Here is a 19,308-nt window from a genome sequence, read left to right as displayed (position 1 = left end):
GTTGCGCATGGACCGACCCGTAGCCTCGCCCACTCTGGAGGTCTCCGCCGCAGGCGGAGGGGAGCCCGGCGATCTTGCCGAGGACCTGTCCGCAGCGCCGGGCTTCCTCGCCGAAGGCAGCCCGCGCGGCGTGCTCGAGACGGCCTTGACGCGCGTGCGCGCGGGGGAGCACGCCGTGCTCGCGCTGGTGCTGGAAACCGATGGCTCCACCTACGCCGGTGCCGGCGACATGGTGCTGTTCTGCAACGGCAGCCAGGTCGGCTGGCTGAGCGGCGGATGCCTGGAGCCCGAGCTCGCGCGACGCGCGGAGCAGGTGAGCGCGGCAGGGCGGGTCGACTGGATCGAGATCGACACCCGCAGTGACGACGACCTGTTGAGCGGGTCCGCGCTCGGCTGCCGCGGCCGGCTTCGGATTGCGCTGCTGCCGTCGCGTGCCATGTCCGGCATCGACGACGTCATCGAGGTCTGGCTCCGCGAGGGCGTGTCACTCCAGCGCGACCTTCGCACGTCGGGGCAGGTCGTTTTCCGTGCCGGCCATCGCGAGCAGGCGTGGCAGCTGCATCCGATGGAGGGTACACAGCCCTTTGGCGAGGGCGCGTGGCGTTTGCCGTTGCCCCGGCTTCCGCGGGCCCTGGTGTTGGGGGGCGGTCCCGAAACGCCCTTCCTGGTTCCGCTGCTGCGCGGCCTGGGGTGGCGGGTCAGCGTAGCCGAACGGCGAGCGCGCTGGGCCTCAGCCGGGCAGTGCGCGGATGCGCATCTTCAGACCAGCCCGGCCGAGGCCCTTCATGGCGACTGTTGCGACGCGGCACTGGTGATGCATCACGATTTCGAACTGGACCGGGAGACGCTGGTGGCCCTGGCTGATACCAACGTCGCGTTCATTGGACTGCTGGGTCCGCGGCGAAGGCGCGAGGACCTGTTCAAGCTGCTGACACCGGATCAGCGCCACCGGCTTTCCCCGAGACTTCGATCACCGGTCGGCCTGAACATCGGCGGCCGAGGGCCGGAGGCGATTTCGCTCAGCATCGCCGCACAGCTGCAGCAATGGCGAAGCGCGCACGGCAGGTGACTGACGCGCATGCGGTCGTCGTGCTTGCTGCCGGCGGGAGCACCCGACTTGGCCAGCCCAAGCAGCTTCTCACCCGGCAGGGCGAGACCCTGGTACACCGCGTGGTGCGATTGGCGGGGGAGGTTGCGCCAGCGCAGGTACTGGTCGTGGTGGGCGCGAACGCACAGGCCGTGACATCCAGCGTTGCCGGGCTGGATGCCACTCCGGTAACCAACCACCACTGGGAGCGTGGCCTGGCGAGCAGTCTGCAGGTTGCCGGCGCACACCTGCTGCCCACGGTGACCGCGGTGATGATCGTGGCATGCGACCAGCCCGCAATCGAGCGCTCCCACCTGCAGGCGCTGCTTTCCGGTGCCCGCGCCGCAGCGTCAACGTGCGCGGGCACCCGCCACGGAAATGCGCTTGGCGTTCCCGCAGTCGTGCCGCGCGCCTGGTTCACCGCTGTCGGTGCAGCCGGTGACCGGGGCTTCGGAGCGCGCCTGCGGCAACTTCCTGTCGATACGGTGCATGTCCTGCAGGCACCGGAACTGGGCCTGGATATTGATACGCCAGAAGATCTTGCGCGTGCGCGCGATGCGGGCTGGATCGATGCCGGGAGGTGACCCGCATGATCACTGGGCCAATGCCTGTCGCGCAGGTGACTAGTGTGGGCCACATCGCGCGCCCTCAGGCACCTCGCCCCCGAACATCTGCAGCACCCGATCCAACAGAACAGGTTCCGGCACGTCAGCCAGCACCTGCTCCAGATAGCCCACCGGCTCCAGCTGCCATTGAAGCAACGTACCAAGCTGCACAACGGCGGGCGCCCGCTGCTCCGCGTCCAGTGAGACCTGCAACAGCAGATGGTGCGAGCGCCCCTCCAGCCACAGCGCGGGTATGCCCCGGCAATGAACCTGGAACTCGGCATCTCGGCGCCGCTCCACGAACTGGAAGCCCTGTCGTGGGCGAGAGTCCACGAACTGCATCGCCTGGCGGCGCAGTTGTGAGAATCGATCGTCGTTGATGTTTTGGAACGCGACAGGCGAGGGCACTAGCGTCGCCGGCCACTGCGCCTGTGCCGCAACCACCACCACAAGACAGAGCGCGTTGGCCGCCCAGCGGCACCACGCCACTCACCCCTCCGGATGCAGGCGCGTACTGGCGTGTGCGGTAAGGCCGATGCCAGCCATGATCAGGCCCTCCATGACGCGCGGGCCGACGTACTGCTCCAGTTCGCCATTTTCGCGGGCGCGCTGTGCGGCCAGCAGGATCTCCAGCACCACCCGAAGACCCGCCAGCGAGCAGTCGGTATCCGCCAAGGCGATGCGCCGGCCCGGCATCTGATGGCGCTCAGGCCAGGGCTGGCCATCGGAGGCGGCGCCGGCGCCGATACTGTGCAGCAGGGCGATGAGGGTGTTCGGGTCCAGCGCAGGGCCATTCGCAGGCGTGTCGCGAATCGGGTGCGGGGCAGGGGAGTGGGGCTGGGTCATGGCGGGGCTCCTTGCGTGCATGCAGAAGCCGCCACCGATAAAGGTGGCGGGCGGTGCGAGGTTCGAAACCCGGTCTACGCTAAACCGGCAGGCACAAGGCCTCCACGCACCGCCCGCCATAGTCGGCCGACGGATTGCCAGCCGGCACCACCTGAGGGGTAATGCCGGCTGGCAAGCGTTTACTTCAGCGTAGAACCGGGGTTTCGAATCCCGGCCACCCGTTTCCGGTGGCACGCAAAGGAATACGCCCGGTTGTGCGCGATGCCAATGCAGTAAGGCTGATGCCGTCACCACATTCAACATTTTCAGAATCGTTGTATACCGCGCAATGAGGCCGGAGCCTTGCACTGCAAGGCTATCGGCGATGTCGGTGGTGCACGCCTGACGAGTGTCGGCATCCGCCCGGCGAGGCCGTGAACGAGGCGGATGCGACAGGGTTGCCAAAGGCCGCCAGGCGTCAGTAGCCCTTCAACGCGACCTTGGTCCGCTCCAGCCATGCGGCATTGTGGCTGCGTGCGTGACGCGACCAGTGCTGGGCATCATCGATGATGCTGGCGAACAGGCTGCGGGCCTGCTCACGATCGGCGGGCTGTGGCTGTGCCATCAACCACTCGGCGTACAGGCAGCGGGCGGCGGCATCGTTTCCGCATTCCACGGCTCGCTCGAACGCGGCACGGGTGCCGGGCGCTTGGGCAGCCGCCAGTGCCTGCGCGTAAAGCAGGGTCTGTTCCGGCTTGCGGCGCACATCCGGATGGCGGGCGAACAGGCCGTCCAGCGTCTCCGCCGCAAGCGCGGGCTGCCCGGAATCGAGGCGGGCACGGGCAAGGCCGGTCAGGATGTAGGGATCGTCGCCCAGTGGCGAGCTTGCGGCCTGCTCAAGCAGGGTTCTGGCTTCCTCCGCCTGGCCGGCATCGAGCAGCGCCATGCCCAGGCGAACACGGTTCTGCACGGTGGGCGTGCGCGCCAGTTCGGCGCGGGCATTGCGCAGGTCCTGGCCCGGGTCCATGAGCTGCTTGGCGGAACGGATTGCCTGCCGCGCGCCGCGCGAGTTGCGGGCTTCCGGGAAGTAGATCGCCAGGAAGTAGACGACGCTGCCGAGCAAAGGGAACGAGAAGAGCAGGATGAGCCAGTAGAGGCTCTGGCCCGAGCGGATGGCGTGCACCGCGAAGTAGATGGCCGCCAGTACGTGGAGTCCGATTCCGATATAGGGCATGTGTGCCGCCTCGTCCTTGTGAGGGCTGGCACTATAGAGTGCGTGGGGTGGAGCGCCAATGGGGGTGCTGGCCGGGCGTGACGCGTCACATTAATTGTGACCGAACGCTCTGACCGACAACAATGCGCCGCGATTTCCATTGTCGCACTACAAAGCAACTGGCTGACTTCTTGCGGCTGAGGCAGGATCTACATCTACAATGCGCCGAAGGAGGGTGGGGTAATGGACGGTAAAATCGAGGCGGCTTGCGCATCTTTGGATGAGTTTACGTCTGCTGTGGAACGAACCTTTAGCGGGGTGACTAACCCCCTTTTTGCAGCAAATTGGGCGGTTGGCGCCCGCACTTACACCACGCGACCTTGCTGTTGTACCAGCGCGCCTGGCCCAACGAATTAGGGGTGCAGATCTCTCCTTTGATTTCAGTAACCCCATGGAGCAGTATCAGGCGGAATTAATCGATAGCATTCCATCCCGGCTCGCCATGCTAACCGGCAACCTAGGAAATCTCTTAAGTAGCAGTATAGGCCAGGCTGGCTGGGCTTACTTTGAGACGTTCAATCAGTGGGAGCGGATTCTGTTTCCAAGCGGCGTTTGGGTCGAGCCTGATTCCGAGACGCTGCCGAGTCGTTTGCGACGCAAGCTAAAGTTAACCAAGACCGCGTTGGACGCCATCATTGTCGATCGTGATGCTCTCGAAGGCCAGTTGGCCGAGATCAGCCAAGGCGCCCAAATGATTGGGGATCTTCCGGTCGATGCCGAGATGATTGTGAATGCGCGGAAGGATGTTGCCGCAGCACATCAGTCCGCAGCTGAAGCTGCATCGAAGTCGAAAGCTGCGGCAGATGAAGCTGCATCATGCTTTGGACGCATGGAGGCGCTGGAGGGAGAAGCCAGGAAAGTTCTTGACGGAATCGAAGCGGTTTATCGAGCCACGACTAGTCACGCGCTAGCTGAAGCGTTCAACAGCCGAGCCAACGCACTCCGAATTTCAGTCAGGTGGTGGGTGGGCCTTTTGATAGGCGCTCTCGGTACTGGCGCCTATCTTGGCTATCTCCGAGTCCAAGCAATTTCAGAGCTGACAAGTAGCCCTGTGACGCAGCAGTTGATGTCATTGATCTGGGTTCAGGTAGCCCTCGGGACGCTTTCCTTGGCTGCGCCATTGTTGGTGGCTTGGTTGGCGACCCGTCAAATAGCGCAGAGATTCCGCCTTGCTGAAGATTATTCGTTTAAGGCATCCCTGGCCACAGCCTACGAGGGCTATAGGCGCGAGGCTTCACGTATTGACCCGGACTTTGAGAGAGATCTTTTTGGGTCTGCTCTCCGTCACCTTGATCAAGAGCCGCTACGCTTCATGGCGGAGGTTGACCATGGAAGCCCGTATGCCGAGCTCTTCGCGTCTCCGGCGTTCCGTGAGGCCTTGAAGAGGGTCCCGAATCTATCTGAAGACGTCAAAGAAGCCGTACTCAAAGCAGTCGGGCACGTTGAACGAACTGGCGGACACAAGCTAAAGGAGCCTTCGATTGCGCAGCGCTCAGAGAATCAGGATCATTAGCGTGCGGAGGTATACGAAGCGGCTGGCATGCGGCGCCCTTTCGAATTGAGCCCCCGCATGGGAGGTCTGGGCAGCTTAAAAAGAGCGACTCAGGACCAGGTATTCTTTGGCATTACCTCGAAAGTACTGACACCTCAATAGCTGGCTAGGAACCTATATGGCTGAGATTACGCATGAATGCTCTAGGTGCCGCACCCCGCATACGACCTTTGATGTCGGCGGAATGAACTGGCTGACTCAGAGATCCGGATGGCAAGACGTGCATGAAGTCTTCGGCGTTTGCCGCTCCTGTAAGAAGGGGTCAATACTTATCGTTCAGACGAACGACCGCGAGTCATACGCGCAAGTAAAAATGATCGGCGGCCTGCGTCAAGTGCCGGGCGTGCTCAATCACTTCGTAGACGTCATTGCGGTGGTCAACATCAAGGATGTTGCGTCAGTTGCACCGCCCGAGCATCTTCCGGAACCAATCGAAGCAGCATTCTCGGAAGGAGCGTCTTGTCTCGCAATAGGTTGCGTTAATGCCGCCGCTGCGATGTTCCGGCTATGCGTTGACCTGGCGACCGTTGATCTTGTTCCTGCCACAGACCAGGGCGGCCCCAATCCTCGAACAGCAAGAGAGCTTGGATTGAGACTCCCGTGGTTGTTTGAGAATGGAAAGTTACCGGAGGATCTTCATGATCTTTCGGTCTGCATCAAAGATGATGGTAATGATGGCGTCCACCGGGGATCACTAACTTCTGCAGAGGCTGAAGATCTACTTGACTTCACCACCGAACTACTGCGACGTCGCTACACCGAGAAGGCGCGAGTTCGTCTTGCACGGGAGCGAAAGGAAGCGCGGGCAAGATAGCCCGGTGCAGGGGCAACGCCCTTACAGTTGCGCTACCCCTAGGACAAGGAGGGCGCGAATGGCCACTCAGACGAACTCAACCTTTAGTTGCGGCCGCCTTCCTCAGAAGGTTCGAGAAGTCCTCGCAGTACTCATCGATCTCTTTCGCGAAGGAGTGGATCCCACCAAGAGCTTCAAGCAAGTCCTTGCCAATGAACTCATCCCCCTTTCCCTCGGGCTCCTTCCAAGCGTCAGATTCCATCAAAGTTCGGAGCCCACGAAGCCGGGTGTTAATAAAAGCCAGCGTTTTGTTTGCTTCATCTGGCACGTATGGCAAAGCTGCCGAGTCGATCTTGATTGGCTCCGAACGGACATGGCATTCCTTCAGCATCTTCTTGAGATGTCGCCACTTTTGCCTCTCCTCAGGCCGATCGAGGAAAGCGCTGATCTCAATCTCGATCCACAGCGCATCGGCTGTAATGAAGCGAGCGCTCTTCAGCAGCGCCGATCGAACGCCACGCCCCTGCGCTCGCGTGTAGAGGAACGTGACCACCGCCACAAATGTTGCCGCGACACCAATTACCCAGGTGCCAAGAGCTGCGACCCAATCTGCCAGGTTCCCAGCTTCAAAGCACTTCAATGGGATTTGGCTGCCAAGAAGAGCAGCAGATGTAATTGCGACTCCAAGCAAAAATCCGAAGAAGAAGAGAAACGCAATCGCCTCTTGGCTCAGGCGCAACTTGATCCTAGTGTCCATTCCACTCCTCGCGGCGTCCTTGGCAGTTGGAGCATTTTGACATGACCGAACCCGTTCTTGCCTTCGCGCTGCTTGGGGTGATCGCAGCTGTCTCTATCGGCTTCGCTCGCATCATGTCGTGACTACTGGATCGGCGTGAACATACCGCCGCGCAGCAGTCTAGCGAAGCCGCCTTCGTTGCCGACCCGCAAGGGCAAGGACGGCACACGTATTCGCAAGGGCGATGCCGAATGGCGCCCAGAGGTCACCAAGGCCGAGCGCGAACACATGCCGGCCGCATTGGCAGCCTGGCTGGTTGACCTGGCCCGGCGGTGCTCGCGGGTTCAGCAGCGGAGGGCTGCGTGATGACGAGCAACGACGACATCAGGAACTCGATTCGAGCTCAGTACGGCGCGGCAATATGCCTGACGATTGCAGCGCTCTCAGCTGACTCGCTGTCTCCCCAAAGATATCCATGCGCAACCCATCTTCCGGACTTTGGAGAGGGCTGGCAGCAAGCTGCTCAAGAAGTGCAGTGGCAGCTTCAACGTCTTTTGGAGAAGCCAGCATGCTGAATAGAAGTGCGTTCGATGCGATCAGTGCATCTACAGCCGCCCCCAGGTGGGCGAGGGAAGCGGGAGGATTTTCAGGCATGAGGATCTCCTTCTTGGTTGATGGTTCGATGCTACAGGAGGTTTGCCATGGGTAGGCGAGGGCAGGAAAGTGCATCGGCACTCCCCTCATCTAACAGGGGAGTCAGTGAATTCAGGAACGCCTATGGAACCCTGACGGTCGGCATTGACTGGTTTCCGCCTCCATCGACATGCTGCACGCATTCGGATCTATTGCGCTGATGTTGAGCTGCCTTTGATCCGAGCCGAAGCCCGGCGCCAAGGCATACCGACGCCATCTAGCGAGATTGTCTGCCTGCCTGCGTATGGCAGCGTGGATGCAAAGAAGCTGGGCGCGGCTTGCCTGGCTGGCACGGCAATGCGCCGACTCAGCAATGGTTGGGAGCAGTTGCAAAATGGCAACGGGGAATGGCTACGCTGCCGTGAGCAGTAATCGATGTTCTGGCGAGGCGCGCTAATGGGAGCTGGTTCCAAAGATTTGCACGGGCGGCCGGCCTCGCCTAAAGTCCCACTCGACTATCGAGCGGATTCAATGCTCGCAGTCACAGATTGACGCTAAATCGACCATTCAATTTTCAAGGAGAGATTCTGAATGAGCACGTACGCAATCGTTCGGCAAGCAATCATCGATCAGCATCAAATCGTCGGCGTTTATGACGGACATTACCGCGAGCTGTGTCCGCACATGATTGGCACCAAGAATGGCAGGGAACAGGCACTGTTCTTCCAGTTCGGAGGTGAGACGAGTGAAGGGCCGATATTGGATCCTTCGTCACGCCAGAACTGGAAATGCATGCAGCTGAGTAAATTCACTGAAATTCAGGCACGTCCAGGCCCCTGGCATACCGCCGACAACCACACAAAGCCATCTACGTGCGTTGATGTCATAGATGTCCAAGTGCAGATCTGATGGCGAGCAGGGGGTGTAGGGGCGACGCCCCTACGTAGACGCTCCACTAGCACTATCGCTACCTCGGCCCCGGCCGAAACTCCACGACATTTGTATCGTCGGCGCCGGGGTAGCTTTCGCCCATGCCGAACCGCCTTTCCTGGCGAATTCTGAGAGCTTCGGCAAGGTAGATCACGCTAGATTTCGCCGAGACATGAACCACGGCAGCGGGTACGGGTCGATTGGCCATCCCGGCGCGAGCCTCGGCCATCAACAACCGCCATTCCCGCGCGATGTTGCAGGTCAGGGACAACCAAGCCATGTCACAAGACTCCAGCTGATGGCCATCAGGGGTGAACATATGGCCACCTTGGAAGCCAAAACCTGCCCAGGGGCCGGCCAAGTCAATACGGTCGTGCGGATCAATCTCGATCATGCTGCCAGCTCATCCTTGTTGGGGGAGCTAGCTGGCAGGAAAGAGCCAAGCCAGAGCTGCAACCATTGCCATGCGGAGCCAAAAAAGGCTGCGGCTGACCGATATAGTATTTCGCATAATGTATATTATGTTCTAGCCAGACTGGCCCGGGCGACCGCCGCCCGGGCCCAACCCGCGCTGCAGGCTCCCCCTTCAAATGGCCGCCCCAACACCGGCGGAACCGCGCCCCACAGGCCGAGCCTTTCTCACCCCGTATCCAAACGCCGTCGTGTAGGCTCGGCGCACCACTTAAGGACGGGTTTGGCGATGCGCCTGGCTGATTTTATCGAACGGAATGCGCGGGAAATCCTCGACGACGCGGTGGCATTTGCCGAAACGCAGGCACCCGATACCGTCGAGTTCAGCGCAAAGCAACTTCGGAATCATCTTCCCCAGATTCTTCAGGCGGTCATAGACGATCTCAGATCGCCGCAGACAGACTCCCAGCAGCTCGCAAAGTCCCACGGGCTTGCACCGTTGAAACCCGGTCCCGAGTCCGCCGCGTCCTATCATGGCCGAACCCGCGCCATCGCCGGCTTTGGCCTCAACCAGATGGTGGCTGAGTATCGAGCGCTTCGGGCTTCGGTACTTCGGCGATGGGCATCCGACCAGCGGCTGGTCACTTCATCGATCGATGACATCCTTCGTTTCAATGAGGCCATCGACCAGGCGGTGGCCGAATCCCTTGCTCAGTTCTCTGCCGAGGTCGAATCCTGGCGGCAGATCTTCCTCGCGGCGCTCGGGCATGATCTCCGAGGCCCCTTGGCAGCGATCATCTTCTCGGCAGACACCCTGGCCAGTGGGCTGCAGGACCCAGCTTTGGCCAAGCAGGCCGAGCGGATCATCAACGGCAGCATGCGCATGAAAAAGCTGCTGGACGACCTGCTGGCTTACAGCCGCAGCAAGCTGGGCGATGGGATGGCCATTCATCCGGCGGACTGCGATCTTGCCCAATCGCTTGGCGAGGAAGTCGAATTGCTTCGCGCTGCCCTGCCCCACGTCCCTATCACGTATGAGGTTGAAGGCGATGCCCGCGGTTGCTTCGATGCCTCTTCGTTGCGCGAGGCGGTTCACAACCTCACGACCAACGCCGCAAAGTACGGCGAACACGGCACCGATGTGCGGATCAGCCTTGAGGGCCTCGCCGACCAGATCCTGATCACGGTGAGCAACACGGGGGCCGAACTGTCGGACGAAGCGTTCAACAGCCTGTTCGATCCCTTGCGCCGAGGCTCGCACAACGCGTCACAGGGAGAACACGCGAGCCTTGGCCTCGGCCTGTTTCTGGTGCGGGAAATCTGCCACGCGCACCGCGGCACTGTCCATGGACGATGGCGTGATGGCCGCACCTCATTCGTCATCACACTCCCGAAGAATGCTGATTGATGCGGCCGACCTGGCGACGGCACTACAGGAACCTGTGCATCACGAAGACATCGACCAACCCGCGCCTGCCATGCCGGAAGGCCTCTGGCAGCGTTCCAACCACCGCAAACCCCAGCTTCCGGTACAGCGCCACCGCCGGGCCGTTGGTGCTGACCACGTAATTGAACTGCATGGCCAGGAACCCTTCCGCCCTCGCCCGCTCCAGGCTGTGTTCCGCCAGGGCTCGGCCCACGCCCCGCCCCTGTGTCGCGGCGTCGACCACATACGTGGCGCTGGCCACATGCGCCCCAAGGTCAGGGAAATTCGGGCCCATCTTGTACATGCCCACAACCCGGCCCTCCAGCACAGCTACATGAGGCACCTGGGCCCGGAACCAATGCGCGCGAAACGTCTCGACAGCGAAAGAGCCAGCAAAGGGCAGCGCATCCTGCGTCGCAATGGCTTGCTCGAACATGCCCCACATCACGTCGAAATCGCCTGCACGGGCGGGCCGGATATCCATGCGACTCCTGCAGATCTGTGGTGGTGACCAGGCCGGACACTACCAGAATCCAACGCCTGCTCCGTAGCTGCTTCACGCGCCACCGCCATCGGCTCGGCAATAGTTGCAGATATTCCGGCCTTCAGAGCAGTAGATGCCTCCTGTTTCCGCGCACATCCCGCACCGGCTTCGACGGTGGCGTGTTCCTGCCTGCGTCCTGCTGGGCATCTACCTGCTGTACCTGCTGGCCGGCAACATCTTCCTCAACACACCGCTGTTCGACCAGGTCACCAACCGCAAGCCGCACAAGTTCGTGATGACCACTGGGCCGGCCATTACCGTGCTGCCAGGCCATGTCATCGCCTGGAACGTGCACATGCGCGGCCATGTGAACCACACGGTCTACGTGCTGCACGCCGACCGCGCCAGCGCTCGCTTGGCGGTGCTGCCCCTGTTCCAGCGCGAGGTGCGGGTGCCCCGGCTGCAGGCCACAGGGGTTTCGGCCGAGATCAGCCGCGTGGAAGAGGCCATCCCGCCACCGCCGCGCAGCGACCGGGGCTGGACCCTGCGCTTCGACGCCATCCACAGCGACAGTATCCGCAGCGCACGTTTCGGCAAGCTGCTGATCATCGGCCAGGGCCAGGGCACGGTGGGCTTCCTCAAGCAGCTGCGCGGCGGGCCGTCGGAACTGTTCGAATCCGAGGTTGCATTCAGCGATGCCGACACCAGCTTTGACGGCGTGCAGCTGTTGGGCGACATGGATCTCACCGCGCGCTTCAGCTATCCGCGCCATTATCGGGACCAGGCGCCCGGCCTGGCCAAGTTGAAGCTGCTGCATGCCCAGCTCGAGGTCGATGCCCGCAGCCAGGGCCTGCGCATGGACACCAATGCCACAACGCCGAAGATCTCCAGCGCACCAGTGCCCGGACGGCTGCAGGCCGCACTCCACCTGATCGATGGCCAACTGCAGCCCGGCGACCACGCGCTGTGGCAGGTGCCGCTCTACCTGGGCGACGGCGCCCCCGCTCGCGGCATGCTGGCGCTGCAACTCAATGTGGCCCGGGATCTGCGCCTGCAGGCCCGCTTGCCGCCAAAGTCCGGTTCAGGCAGCGAGGTGGATGCCGATCTGCATATCAGTGGCCGGGACATTCCCTTCCAACAGCCCGCACTGCTGCTGGAACGCAGCTCTGGCAAAGTGCGCGGCGAATGGACGTTCACCTCGCTCAACTGGATCCCTGCCCTGTTCGTGCGCAAGCCGTGGCTGCAGCTGGATGGCGGCGGCACGCTGAAGGCGGACCTGCGCCTTCGCAACGGCGAGCTGACCGAAGGCAGCACCGTGGACATTCCTGCAGCCGAAGCCGTGGCCGAGGTGGCGGGTGTGCGCTTGGCGGGCACGGCCAGTGCCCACGGCGAACTGAAGGCCGGCACGCCCAGCCAGGCGCGGCTGGCCGTCCGGTTGCCCCGCTTCACCGCGCGGCCAGGCGATGCCAAGGACGTACGCCTGTTCGACGGCCGGGATCTGGCCCTGGACCTGACCGGCGATGGCCGCCTGCAGGAACTGCGCAAAGGCGTCCGCGCCCAGCTGCGCTTCAGTGAAGCCACCATCCCTGATCTGACCGCCTACAACCGTTACCTGGGCTCGCCCCAGGTGCGACTGCTCCGTGGCACCGGCACCGTGAGTGGTGATGCGACCCTCGATACCGACGGGCGCGTTGGCCATGGCACGGCCCGGCTGTTGGGGCGCAACGCCAGTGCAAAGGTGGCAGGGCTGGACATGGGCGGCGATATCGACGTGAACGCAACACTGCGCCGGGGAGACTTCAACCAGCGTCATTTCGATCTGTCCGGCACCAAGGTCGAGCTGCGCAACGTGCAGGTGGCGGGCACGCAGGGCTCGACGGCATGGAAAGGCCGCGTGGACTTCAGGCGTGGGCGCATCGATGCGCAGTCGCCGTTCCAGGTGGATGCCACCACGGACCTCGATCTCAGCGATGCGCGACCGTTGCTGGCGCTGTTCGCAGAGCGCACCGACTACCCGCGCTGGACCTTGTCCCTGCTGGATTCCGGACAGGTACAGGCGCAGGCGACGCTGCGCTGGCGCCCTGGCCATCTGGTCATCGATGGCCTGCAGGCCGAGAACGACCGCCTGTCGGTACGCGCGCGGCTGGATCTGCTGGAACAGCGCAAGCGCGGTGATCTCTATCTACGGTGGGGGCTGCTGGGTGCGGGCATCGAGCTGGACGGCGACCAGCGCCAATGGCATCTGGCCAAGGCACGCGAGTGGTTTGACCAGCAGCCTTCGCTGCTGCCAGCGGGCCAGGGCACGGGAGCTGCAGGCTCGTCGCACTGAAGGCAAGCGGCTGCATCCATTGCCGGCCCCGGTGCGTATACACCGACGCCCCAATTGACGAGTTGCACGCAATGAACAAGCGAACACAGGCCTATGGCTTTCTGGGATGGGTGGCGATCACCTTCGCCGCCGCCGCACTGGGCGCGTGGGCCTCGACGTCCGCCGCCAGCTTCTATGCCACCCTCGTCCTGCCTGCATGGGCGCCGCCTGCCGGTGTGTTTGGCCCGGCATGGACCCTGCTGTACGCCATGATGGCGATTGCGGCGTGGCTGGTCTGGCGGGAGCGCGGCTGGCGCGGCGCGCGGCCTGCGCTGTGGCTCTATCTGGTGCAGCTGGCCATCAATGCACTGTGGAGCTGGCTGTTCTTCGGCTGGAAGCTGGGCGCCCTCGCCTTCGCCGACATCCTGGTGCTGGTGGCGCTGGTGTGCGCGACGATGCTCGCGTTCGTGCGCGTCCGCACGATGGCAGGCGTACTGCTGCTGCCCTATCTGGCCTGGATTTGCTTCGCCTCGGCGCTCAACTTCGCAGTCTGGCGTGCCAACCCCGGGCTGCTGTGATAGCGCGCCGCATCGCTTACGCCTGGGCCACGACCTGTGGGCGCCAGTTCCTCAACAGTGCCGGCTTGAACGCCTGCTGCCCGCAGCCGGTGGGGCAACGCACCACACGCGCCGACGAATGGCTGACCAGGCCTTTTCCTTCTTCGGCCTTGAACACCGTCTCGCAGGACAGGCAACGGGCCACCAGCGAATACAGGTGCAGCAACCGGCCACTGGCGGGGTCCTGCAGGGCATCCACATCCAGCAGTTCGAACTGGCAACTGTCAGCCAGCATGCGGTACGGCGTAGAAGGCAGGGTCTGCAGGTTCACGGGCGTGTTATCCGACGGAAGTCGAACCACCCTAGGGCAGCCGCTGTCGAGCCGGCGTGCAGCGCAGATGCACTGGCCGCGAAGCCGGCAGAGACGCCTGCCGAATGCGCATCGCTGCTTGTATGAAGAATTCAGTTTCAGATGGAGGACACGCCACATGCACAGGGAGGTAGGCGGATACGCTCTTTTGCTTCACCATCCATGGTTACCGTATACACCGCTGGGTCGTTCCTGCCCTTCACGAATCATGAGTCCCGCCCTTGATGCCTTCTGCTGAGCCCACGCACGACGCTGCCCTGTCGCGTTGCGCGCGCGAACCGATCCATACCCCCGGCGCGATCCAGCCGTACGGTGTGCTTCTGGTGGTGGAACCGCACTCGCTGCAGGTGCGTGAGCGCGCCATCAGCCACCCCGCCCTGCTGCAGCAGTTCGGCGAGCCATTGATGCAACACGTCGCCGAGGTGCTGGGTGGCGTGCTGGCGCCGTTCCAGGCGGTGTTGCAGCAGGCCACGGTCGGCAGCAGCGCACACGTGGGCGCGGTGCATCTGGATGGCCATGGCCGCCACCAGCTGCTCGTGCACCGGTCTGCAACCGACCTTCTGGTTGAACTGGAGGCGCCGGTTCCGGGCCAGCCCGGTTCGCTGGAAGAGCTGTACCCGGCGATCCGCGAGCTGATGTCCGGCATCGAGACCGCCACGACGGTGGAAGACCTGTGCAGGCTGGCCGCCGCGCATGTGCGACGCCTCACCGGCTTCGACCGCACCCTGGTCTACCAGTTCGATGCAGGCTGGAATGGCACGGTGGTGGCCGAGGACGGCAACGGCCTGCTGCCGTCCTATCTGGACCTGCGCTTCCCCGAATCGGACATCCCCGCCCAGGCGCGTGAGCTGTACCGCCGCAACCGGGTGCGCCTGATTGCGGACAGCCATTACACCCCTGCGCCGCTGTTGCGCGCGGAAGCGCATCGCGACGCGCCTCCCACCGACCTGAGCCTGGCCGTGCTGCGCAGCGTCTCGCCGGTGCACCTGCAGTACATGCGCAACATGGGCACCGGGGCATCAATGTCGGTGTCGCTGGTGCACGAAGGGCGGCTGTGGGGCCTGGTGTCCTGCCACGCGGTGCAGCCGCGCCGCCTGCCGTACCACGTGCGTACGGCCTGTGAGTTCATGGGCCAGATCCTGTCGCTGCAGATCGCGCTGAAGGAGCGCGCGCGCGCGATCGAGGAACGCGTGGCCCGTCGCTCGGTGCTGGTCAAGCTGCTGGCACGCATGGCCGGGGACGAAGAGTTCATGGCGGCGCTGCGCCACGATGAGGCCAGCCTGCTGTCCCTGACCGGCGCGGCCGGCGCGGCCATCGTGCACAAGGGGGACTGCATGCGCGTGGGGCAGTGCCCGCCCCCCAGCGAGGTGCTGGCCCTGGCCGACTGGCTGGCCAACCAGCACGCCGGGCAGGAAATGTACTGCACCGATCATCTCGCCGGCGACTGGTCGCCTGCCGCGCACCTGACCGACGTGGCCAGTGGCCTGCTGGCGGTGTCGATCTCGCAGCTCCATCACAGCTACCTGATGTGGTTCCGGCCGGAGGTCGTGCGCACCGTGCGCTGGGGGGGCGACCCGCGCAAGACCGAGGCACCCGGCGTGGCCCTGTCGCCGCGCAACTCGTTCGAGGCGTGGAAGGAGACCGTGCAGCAGCGCAGCCTGCCCTGGAGTGATGCCGACTGCGATGCCGCGCACGAAATGCGCACCGCCATTGTCGACATCGTGCTGCGCAAGGCCGAGGAAATGGCGGAGCTGAACGAACAGCTGGTGCGCAGCAACAAGGAACTGGAAGCGTTCTCCTATTCGGTCAGCCACGACCTGCGCGCTCCCTTCCGCCACATCGTCGGCTACTCGGAGCTGCTGGGCAGCTCTGCGGGCGAGCGCCTCAACGACACCGAACGCCGCTTCCTCGACACCATCGTGGAATCGGCGAAATCGGCCGGCACGTTGGTGGATGACCTGCTCAGCTTCTCGCAGATGGGCCGCTCGACGGTGGGCAGGGTGCGGCTGGACATGGCTGCGCTGGCCGAGGACGTACGCAGGACGTTGGCCCTGGACTATGCCGGCCGCGAGGTGCAGTGGACGCTGGCGCCGCTGCCGGAAGTCGAGGCCGATCCGACCATGCTGCGCCTGGTCTGGCAGAACCTGCTGGGCAACGCGATCAAGTTCACCCGCGAGCGCGAGCAGGCGGTTATCGAGGTCGGCCACGAACGCAACGACGACGAAGACCATTTCTTCGTGCGCGACAACGGCTGCGGCTTCGACATGCGCTACGTGGACAAGCTGTTCGGCGTGTTCCAGCGCCTGCATCACGTCGAGGAATTCGAAGGCACCGGCATCGGCCTGGCCAATGTGCGCCGCATCATCGGCCGCCACGGCGGCCGCACCTGGGCCGAGGGCGAACCCGGCAAGGGCGCCACGATCCATTTCACCCTACCCCGTTCCACAGGAGATCACCCATGAGGGACCTGCGGCCGATCCTCCTGGTCGAGGACAGCCCCAAAGACGCCGAGCTGACGATGGCCGCGTTGTCACGCTGCCAGCTGCTGAACGACGTCATCCACGTGCGCGATGGCGCCGAGGCGCTGGACTACCTGCGCTGCGAAGGCAAGTTCGCCGGCGCCATGCACGGCGGCCCGGTCGTGGTGCTGCTGGACCTGAAGCTGCCCAAGGTCAATGGCCTGGAAGTGCTCGAACAGGTCCGTGGCGACGCGCAGCTGAGCAGCACCCCGATCGTGATGCTGACCTCCTCGCGCGAGGAACAGGATCTGGTGCGGAGCTACGAACTGGGCGTCAATGCATTCGTGGTCAAGCCGGTCGATTTCAAGGAATTCTTCGATGCCATCCAGGGGCTGGGCATGTTCTGGGGCATCACCAACCAGCCACCGCCGCACCGGCCCAACGGTTCGGGGCAGCACCATGCGTGATGGATCGCGCCGCAGTGAGCGCCTGCGCATCCTCATGCTGGAGGACAGCGCGCTTGACGCGGAGCTGATCAGCGCACAGCTGCAGCGCGCAGGCCTCGACTTCGAGGCCGAGCGGCTGTGGACCCGCAATGCGTTCATCGAGGCGATCGACAATCGCCCCTTCGACATCATCCTGGCCGACCATGTACTGCCCGGATTCGATGGCGATGCCGCCCTTGCGCTGGCGCGCGAGCGCATCCCGCACACGCCTTTCATCTTCGTCTCCGGCACCCTGACCGAAGAGCTGGCCGTGCAGGCCTTGACCCGCGGCGCACGCGACTATGTGGTGAAGCAGCGCCTGCAGCGCTTGCCGGATGCCATCCGTCGCGCGCGGCAGGAAGCCCACGAGCGCAACCAGCTGGTGCAGGCGCAGGCTGCGCTCAATGAGAGCCAGGCGCAGCTGCAGCAGGTGACCGACGCCGTTCCGGCGCTGATCGCCCGGCTCGACAAGGACCACCGCTACCGCTTCGCGAACAAGGCGTTCCTGGATTGGCATGGCGTGAGCCAGGCCGAATTGCTGGGACGCCTTGCCCGCGATGTCAGCGGCATCAGCGCCTTCGAACGTGCCCTCCCCAGCCTGGAACGCGTGCTGCAGGGCGAGCGCACCAGCTTCCAGGTCGAGCTCGTGCATCGCAGCGGCCAGTCACGATTCGTGCAGATGGACTGCGTGCCGGAGCATGCCGCCGATGGCAGCGTGGCCGGCTACATCTGCATGGGCAGCGACGTATCGGTGTTGAAGCAGGCCGAACTGGCCCTGCGTGAGGACAACCAGGCCCTGGAGCAGCAGGTGCAGGCGCGCACCGCCGAACTGCGGGCCAGCAAGCGGCGGCTGCAGGCGATCTTCGAATCCAGCTTCCAGCATCAGGTGCTGCTGGATCTGTCCGGGCGCGTGGTCGATGCCAATGACGCCTCATTGGCCGCCGTGCTGGCGGACAAGAAGGACATTGTCGGCCAGCGCTTCGGCGAATCCCTGTGGTTCGCCAACACCAACGGCGTCGGCGCGGTGGTTGACCAGGCCGTCGCCGCGGCGGCGCAGGGTCGCAACTCGCTGCATTCCCTCGAGCTGGAGCTGCCCACCGGCCGGCGCAGCTTCGACGTCTCGCTGCGCCCGCTGCTGGACGCCGACGGCGTGGCCACTGCCGTGGTATCGGAGGCGGTGGAAACTACTGCGCGGCGGCAGGCCGAGCATGCGCTTCGCCAGTCGCAGAAGATCGAGGCGGTCGGCCAGCTCACCGGCGGCATCGCGCATGATTTCAACAACATCCTGACGGTGATCTCGGGCAACATCGAGCACGCCATGCTGCTCAGCGAACGAGCCGGCGAAGCCGGCGCGATGGCCAGCCGTGCCCTGGACAATGCCCTGAAGGGGGTTGGCCGTGCCGCCAGCCTTACCCAGCGCCTGCTCGCCTTTGCCCGGCGCCAGCCGCTGCACAGCCAGGCAGCCAACCTCAACGAGTGCCTGCTGGACATGCAGGACATGCTGCGGCGGGCGCTGGGCGAACTGGTGCAACTGGACATCCGCACCGCCGAGGACATCTGGTGCGTGGAGATCGACATCAGCCAACTGGAAGCGTCGGTGCTGAACCTGGCGGTCAATGCGCGCGACGCGATGCCGCACGGCGGCCGCCTGGTGATCGAAGTCGACAACAGCCACCTCGACCACGACTACGCCGCATTGTTCCCGGATGCTTCCCCCGGCGAGTATGTGATGCTGCGGGTGCGCGACAACGGCCACGGCATGGACGCGGCCACCCTGGCGCGCGTGTTCGAGCCGTTCTTCACCACCAAGCAGGTCGGCCGCGGCACCGGGCTCGGCCTGTCGATGGTGCACGGCTTCGTGAAGCAGTCCGGTGGCCACGTGCTGATCGATTCGGTGGAAGGCGGCGGTACCAGCATCACCATGATGTTCCCGCGCTCGCCTCTGGCGCTGCCTTGCGAGGCTCGCGTCCCGCAGACGGGCCTGGCCGGCTACTCGCCACGCGAGGAAACCGTGCTGGTGGCCGAGGACAACGACGATGTCCGTGCGCATACAGTCGATGCGCTGCGCCTGCTGGGCTACCGCGTGCTGGAAGCGCACGACGGCCCCTCGGCGTTGCGGCTGCTGGAACGGCCGGACACCAAGGTCGACCTGCTGTTCTCGGACGTGGTGATGCCGGGCATGTCCGGCTGGGAGCTGGTGCGTGAGGTGCGTGAACGCTGGCCGACAATCGCGGTCCTGTTCACGTCAGGCTATCCACGCGACCACGATGCGGTTGGCGCGCAGGGGCGTGCAGCCGCCCTGCTGCCAAAGCCATTTACCCGCAGTGACCTTGCGCTGGCAGTGCGCACCGCGCTGGAGGCTGCGCCGCGCTGA

The 19,308-nt window shown here is 64.0% G+C and carries 19 protein-coding genes; 11 read left to right on the top strand and 8 right to left on the bottom strand.

Annotation, left to right across the window (positions count from 1 at the left end):
• The first annotated feature begins 7 nt into the window (after positions 1–7).
• Both AC5P5W_RS17040 and AC5P5W_RS17035 read left to right on the top strand, forming a co-directional pair.
• Complete coding sequence (locus AC5P5W_RS17040; protein ID WP_197574186.1) at positions 8–1,069, top strand: XdhC family protein; 1,062 nt, start codon at positions 8–10, stop codon at positions 1,067–1,069.
• The gene (locus AC5P5W_RS17035; RefSeq protein WP_046430646.1) at positions 1,045–1,671 is read left to right on the top strand and encodes a nucleotidyltransferase family protein; all 627 of its coding nucleotides are present in this window, start codon (positions 1,045–1,047) and stop codon (positions 1,669–1,671) included. The genes AC5P5W_RS17040 and AC5P5W_RS17035 overlap by 25 nt, the downstream gene beginning before the upstream one ends.
• A 39-nt stretch (positions 1,672–1,710) precedes the next feature.
• On the opposite strand, the gene AC5P5W_RS17030 is transcribed toward AC5P5W_RS17035, so the two are convergent.
• From AC5P5W_RS17030 to AC5P5W_RS17020, 3 genes are all read right to left on the bottom strand, one after another.
• A complete protein-coding gene (locus tag AC5P5W_RS17030) occupies positions 1,711–2,181 on the bottom strand; it encodes a hypothetical protein (RefSeq protein WP_197574185.1) in 471 nt (156 codons plus the stop codon).
• Positions 2,182–2,538 carry a hypothetical protein gene (locus AC5P5W_RS17025; protein ID WP_075076887.1) on the bottom strand — a complete coding sequence of 119 codons (357 nt, stop codon included), beginning with the start codon at positions 2,536–2,538 and terminating at the stop codon, positions 2,182–2,184.
• 457 nt (positions 2,539–2,995) lie between these two features.
• Positions 2,996–3,751, bottom strand: a complete 756-nt coding sequence (locus AC5P5W_RS17020; RefSeq protein ID WP_197574184.1) for a tetratricopeptide repeat protein — start codon at positions 3,749–3,751, stop codon at positions 2,996–2,998.
• 430 nt (positions 3,752–4,181) lie between these two features.
• On the opposite strand from AC5P5W_RS17020, the gene AC5P5W_RS17015 reads away from it, so the two are divergent.
• Positions 4,182–5,303, top strand: a complete 1,122-nt coding sequence (locus tag AC5P5W_RS17015; protein ID WP_197574183.1) for a hypothetical protein — start codon at positions 4,182–4,184, stop codon at positions 5,301–5,303.
• A gap of 157 nt (positions 5,304–5,460) precedes the next feature.
• Positions 5,461–6,156 carry a DUF4145 domain-containing protein gene (locus tag AC5P5W_RS17010; RefSeq protein ID WP_152983912.1) on the top strand — a complete coding sequence of 232 codons (696 nt, stop codon included), beginning with the start codon at positions 5,461–5,463 and terminating at the stop codon, positions 6,154–6,156.
• Between the two features lie 76 nt (positions 6,157–6,232).
• Here the strand turns inward: AC5P5W_RS17010 and AC5P5W_RS17005 are convergent, their stop codons facing one another.
• Positions 6,233–6,892, bottom strand: coding sequence for a hypothetical protein (locus AC5P5W_RS17005; RefSeq protein WP_057495028.1), 660 nt, complete (start codon positions 6,890–6,892; stop codon positions 6,233–6,235).
• Between the two features lie 363 nt (positions 6,893–7,255).
• Positions 7,256–7,525 (bottom strand): hypothetical protein, encoded by a 270-nt coding sequence (locus AC5P5W_RS17000; protein WP_495221296.1) that lies wholly within the window; start codon positions 7,523–7,525, stop codon positions 7,256–7,258.
• 570 nt (positions 7,526–8,095) lie between these two features.
• On the opposite strand from AC5P5W_RS17000, the gene AC5P5W_RS16995 reads away from it, so the two are divergent.
• Positions 8,096–8,413 (top strand): hypothetical protein, encoded by a 318-nt coding sequence (locus AC5P5W_RS16995; protein WP_057495029.1) that lies wholly within the window; start codon positions 8,096–8,098, stop codon positions 8,411–8,413.
• A 58-nt stretch (positions 8,414–8,471) separates the two neighbouring features.
• On the opposite strand, the gene AC5P5W_RS16990 is transcribed toward AC5P5W_RS16995, so the two are convergent.
• Positions 8,472–8,828, bottom strand: a complete 357-nt coding sequence (locus AC5P5W_RS16990) for a DUF3653 domain-containing protein (RefSeq protein WP_197574182.1) — start codon at positions 8,826–8,828, stop codon at positions 8,472–8,474.
• A 306-nt stretch (positions 8,829–9,134) separates the two neighbouring features.
• Here AC5P5W_RS16990 and AC5P5W_RS16985 point away from each other — a divergent pair, with 306 nt between their 5' ends.
• Positions 9,135–10,253, top strand: coding sequence for an ATP-binding protein (locus AC5P5W_RS16985; protein ID WP_197574258.1), 1,119 nt, complete (start codon positions 9,135–9,137; stop codon positions 10,251–10,253).
• A 22-nt stretch (positions 10,254–10,275) separates the two neighbouring features.
• Here AC5P5W_RS16985 and AC5P5W_RS16980 read toward each other — a convergent pair whose 3' ends face one another.
• Positions 10,276–10,755: a GNAT family N-acetyltransferase gene (locus AC5P5W_RS16980; RefSeq protein WP_197574259.1), complete on the bottom strand. Its 480-nt coding sequence runs from the start codon at positions 10,753–10,755 to the stop codon at positions 10,276–10,278.
• 133 nt (positions 10,756–10,888) lie between these two features.
• Between AC5P5W_RS16980 and AC5P5W_RS16975 the strand changes: the two genes are divergently transcribed.
• Both AC5P5W_RS16975 and AC5P5W_RS16970 read left to right on the top strand, forming a co-directional pair.
• Positions 10,889–13,084 carry a hypothetical protein gene (locus AC5P5W_RS16975; protein ID WP_197574260.1) on the top strand — a complete coding sequence of 732 codons (2,196 nt, stop codon included), beginning with the start codon at positions 10,889–10,891 and terminating at the stop codon, positions 13,082–13,084.
• A gap of 71 nt (positions 13,085–13,155) precedes the next feature.
• A complete protein-coding gene (locus AC5P5W_RS16970; protein ID WP_197574261.1) occupies positions 13,156–13,641 on the top strand; it encodes a TspO/MBR family protein in 486 nt (161 codons plus the stop codon).
• 16 nt (positions 13,642–13,657) lie between these two features.
• On the opposite strand, the gene AC5P5W_RS16965 is transcribed toward AC5P5W_RS16970, so the two are convergent.
• Positions 13,658–13,951 (bottom strand): hypothetical protein, encoded by a 294-nt coding sequence (locus AC5P5W_RS16965; RefSeq protein ID WP_197574262.1) that lies wholly within the window; start codon positions 13,949–13,951, stop codon positions 13,658–13,660.
• A gap of 263 nt (positions 13,952–14,214) precedes the next feature.
• Between AC5P5W_RS16965 and AC5P5W_RS16960 the strand changes: the two genes are divergently transcribed.
• Genes AC5P5W_RS16960 through AC5P5W_RS16950 form a run of 3 tightly spaced genes read left to right on the top strand, consistent with a single transcriptional unit; the run spans position 14,215 to position 19,308 of the window.
• Positions 14,215–16,452, top strand: coding sequence for an ATP-binding protein (locus AC5P5W_RS16960; protein WP_197574263.1), 2,238 nt, complete (start codon positions 14,215–14,217; stop codon positions 16,450–16,452).
• Positions 16,449–16,916 (top strand): response regulator, encoded by a 468-nt coding sequence (locus tag AC5P5W_RS16955; RefSeq protein WP_014647135.1) that lies wholly within the window; start codon positions 16,449–16,451, stop codon positions 16,914–16,916. Before AC5P5W_RS16960 ends, AC5P5W_RS16955 begins: the two co-directional genes overlap by 4 nt.
• The gene (locus tag AC5P5W_RS16950; RefSeq protein WP_197574264.1) at positions 16,909–19,308 is read left to right on the top strand and encodes a response regulator; all 2,400 of its coding nucleotides are present in this window, start codon (positions 16,909–16,911) and stop codon (positions 19,306–19,308) included. The genes AC5P5W_RS16955 and AC5P5W_RS16950 overlap by 8 nt, the downstream gene beginning before the upstream one ends.

This window comes from Stenotrophomonas sp. YJH_SMC_123 (assembly GCF_059368215.1).
This window is presented reverse-complemented; position numbering and strand designations above follow the sequence as displayed.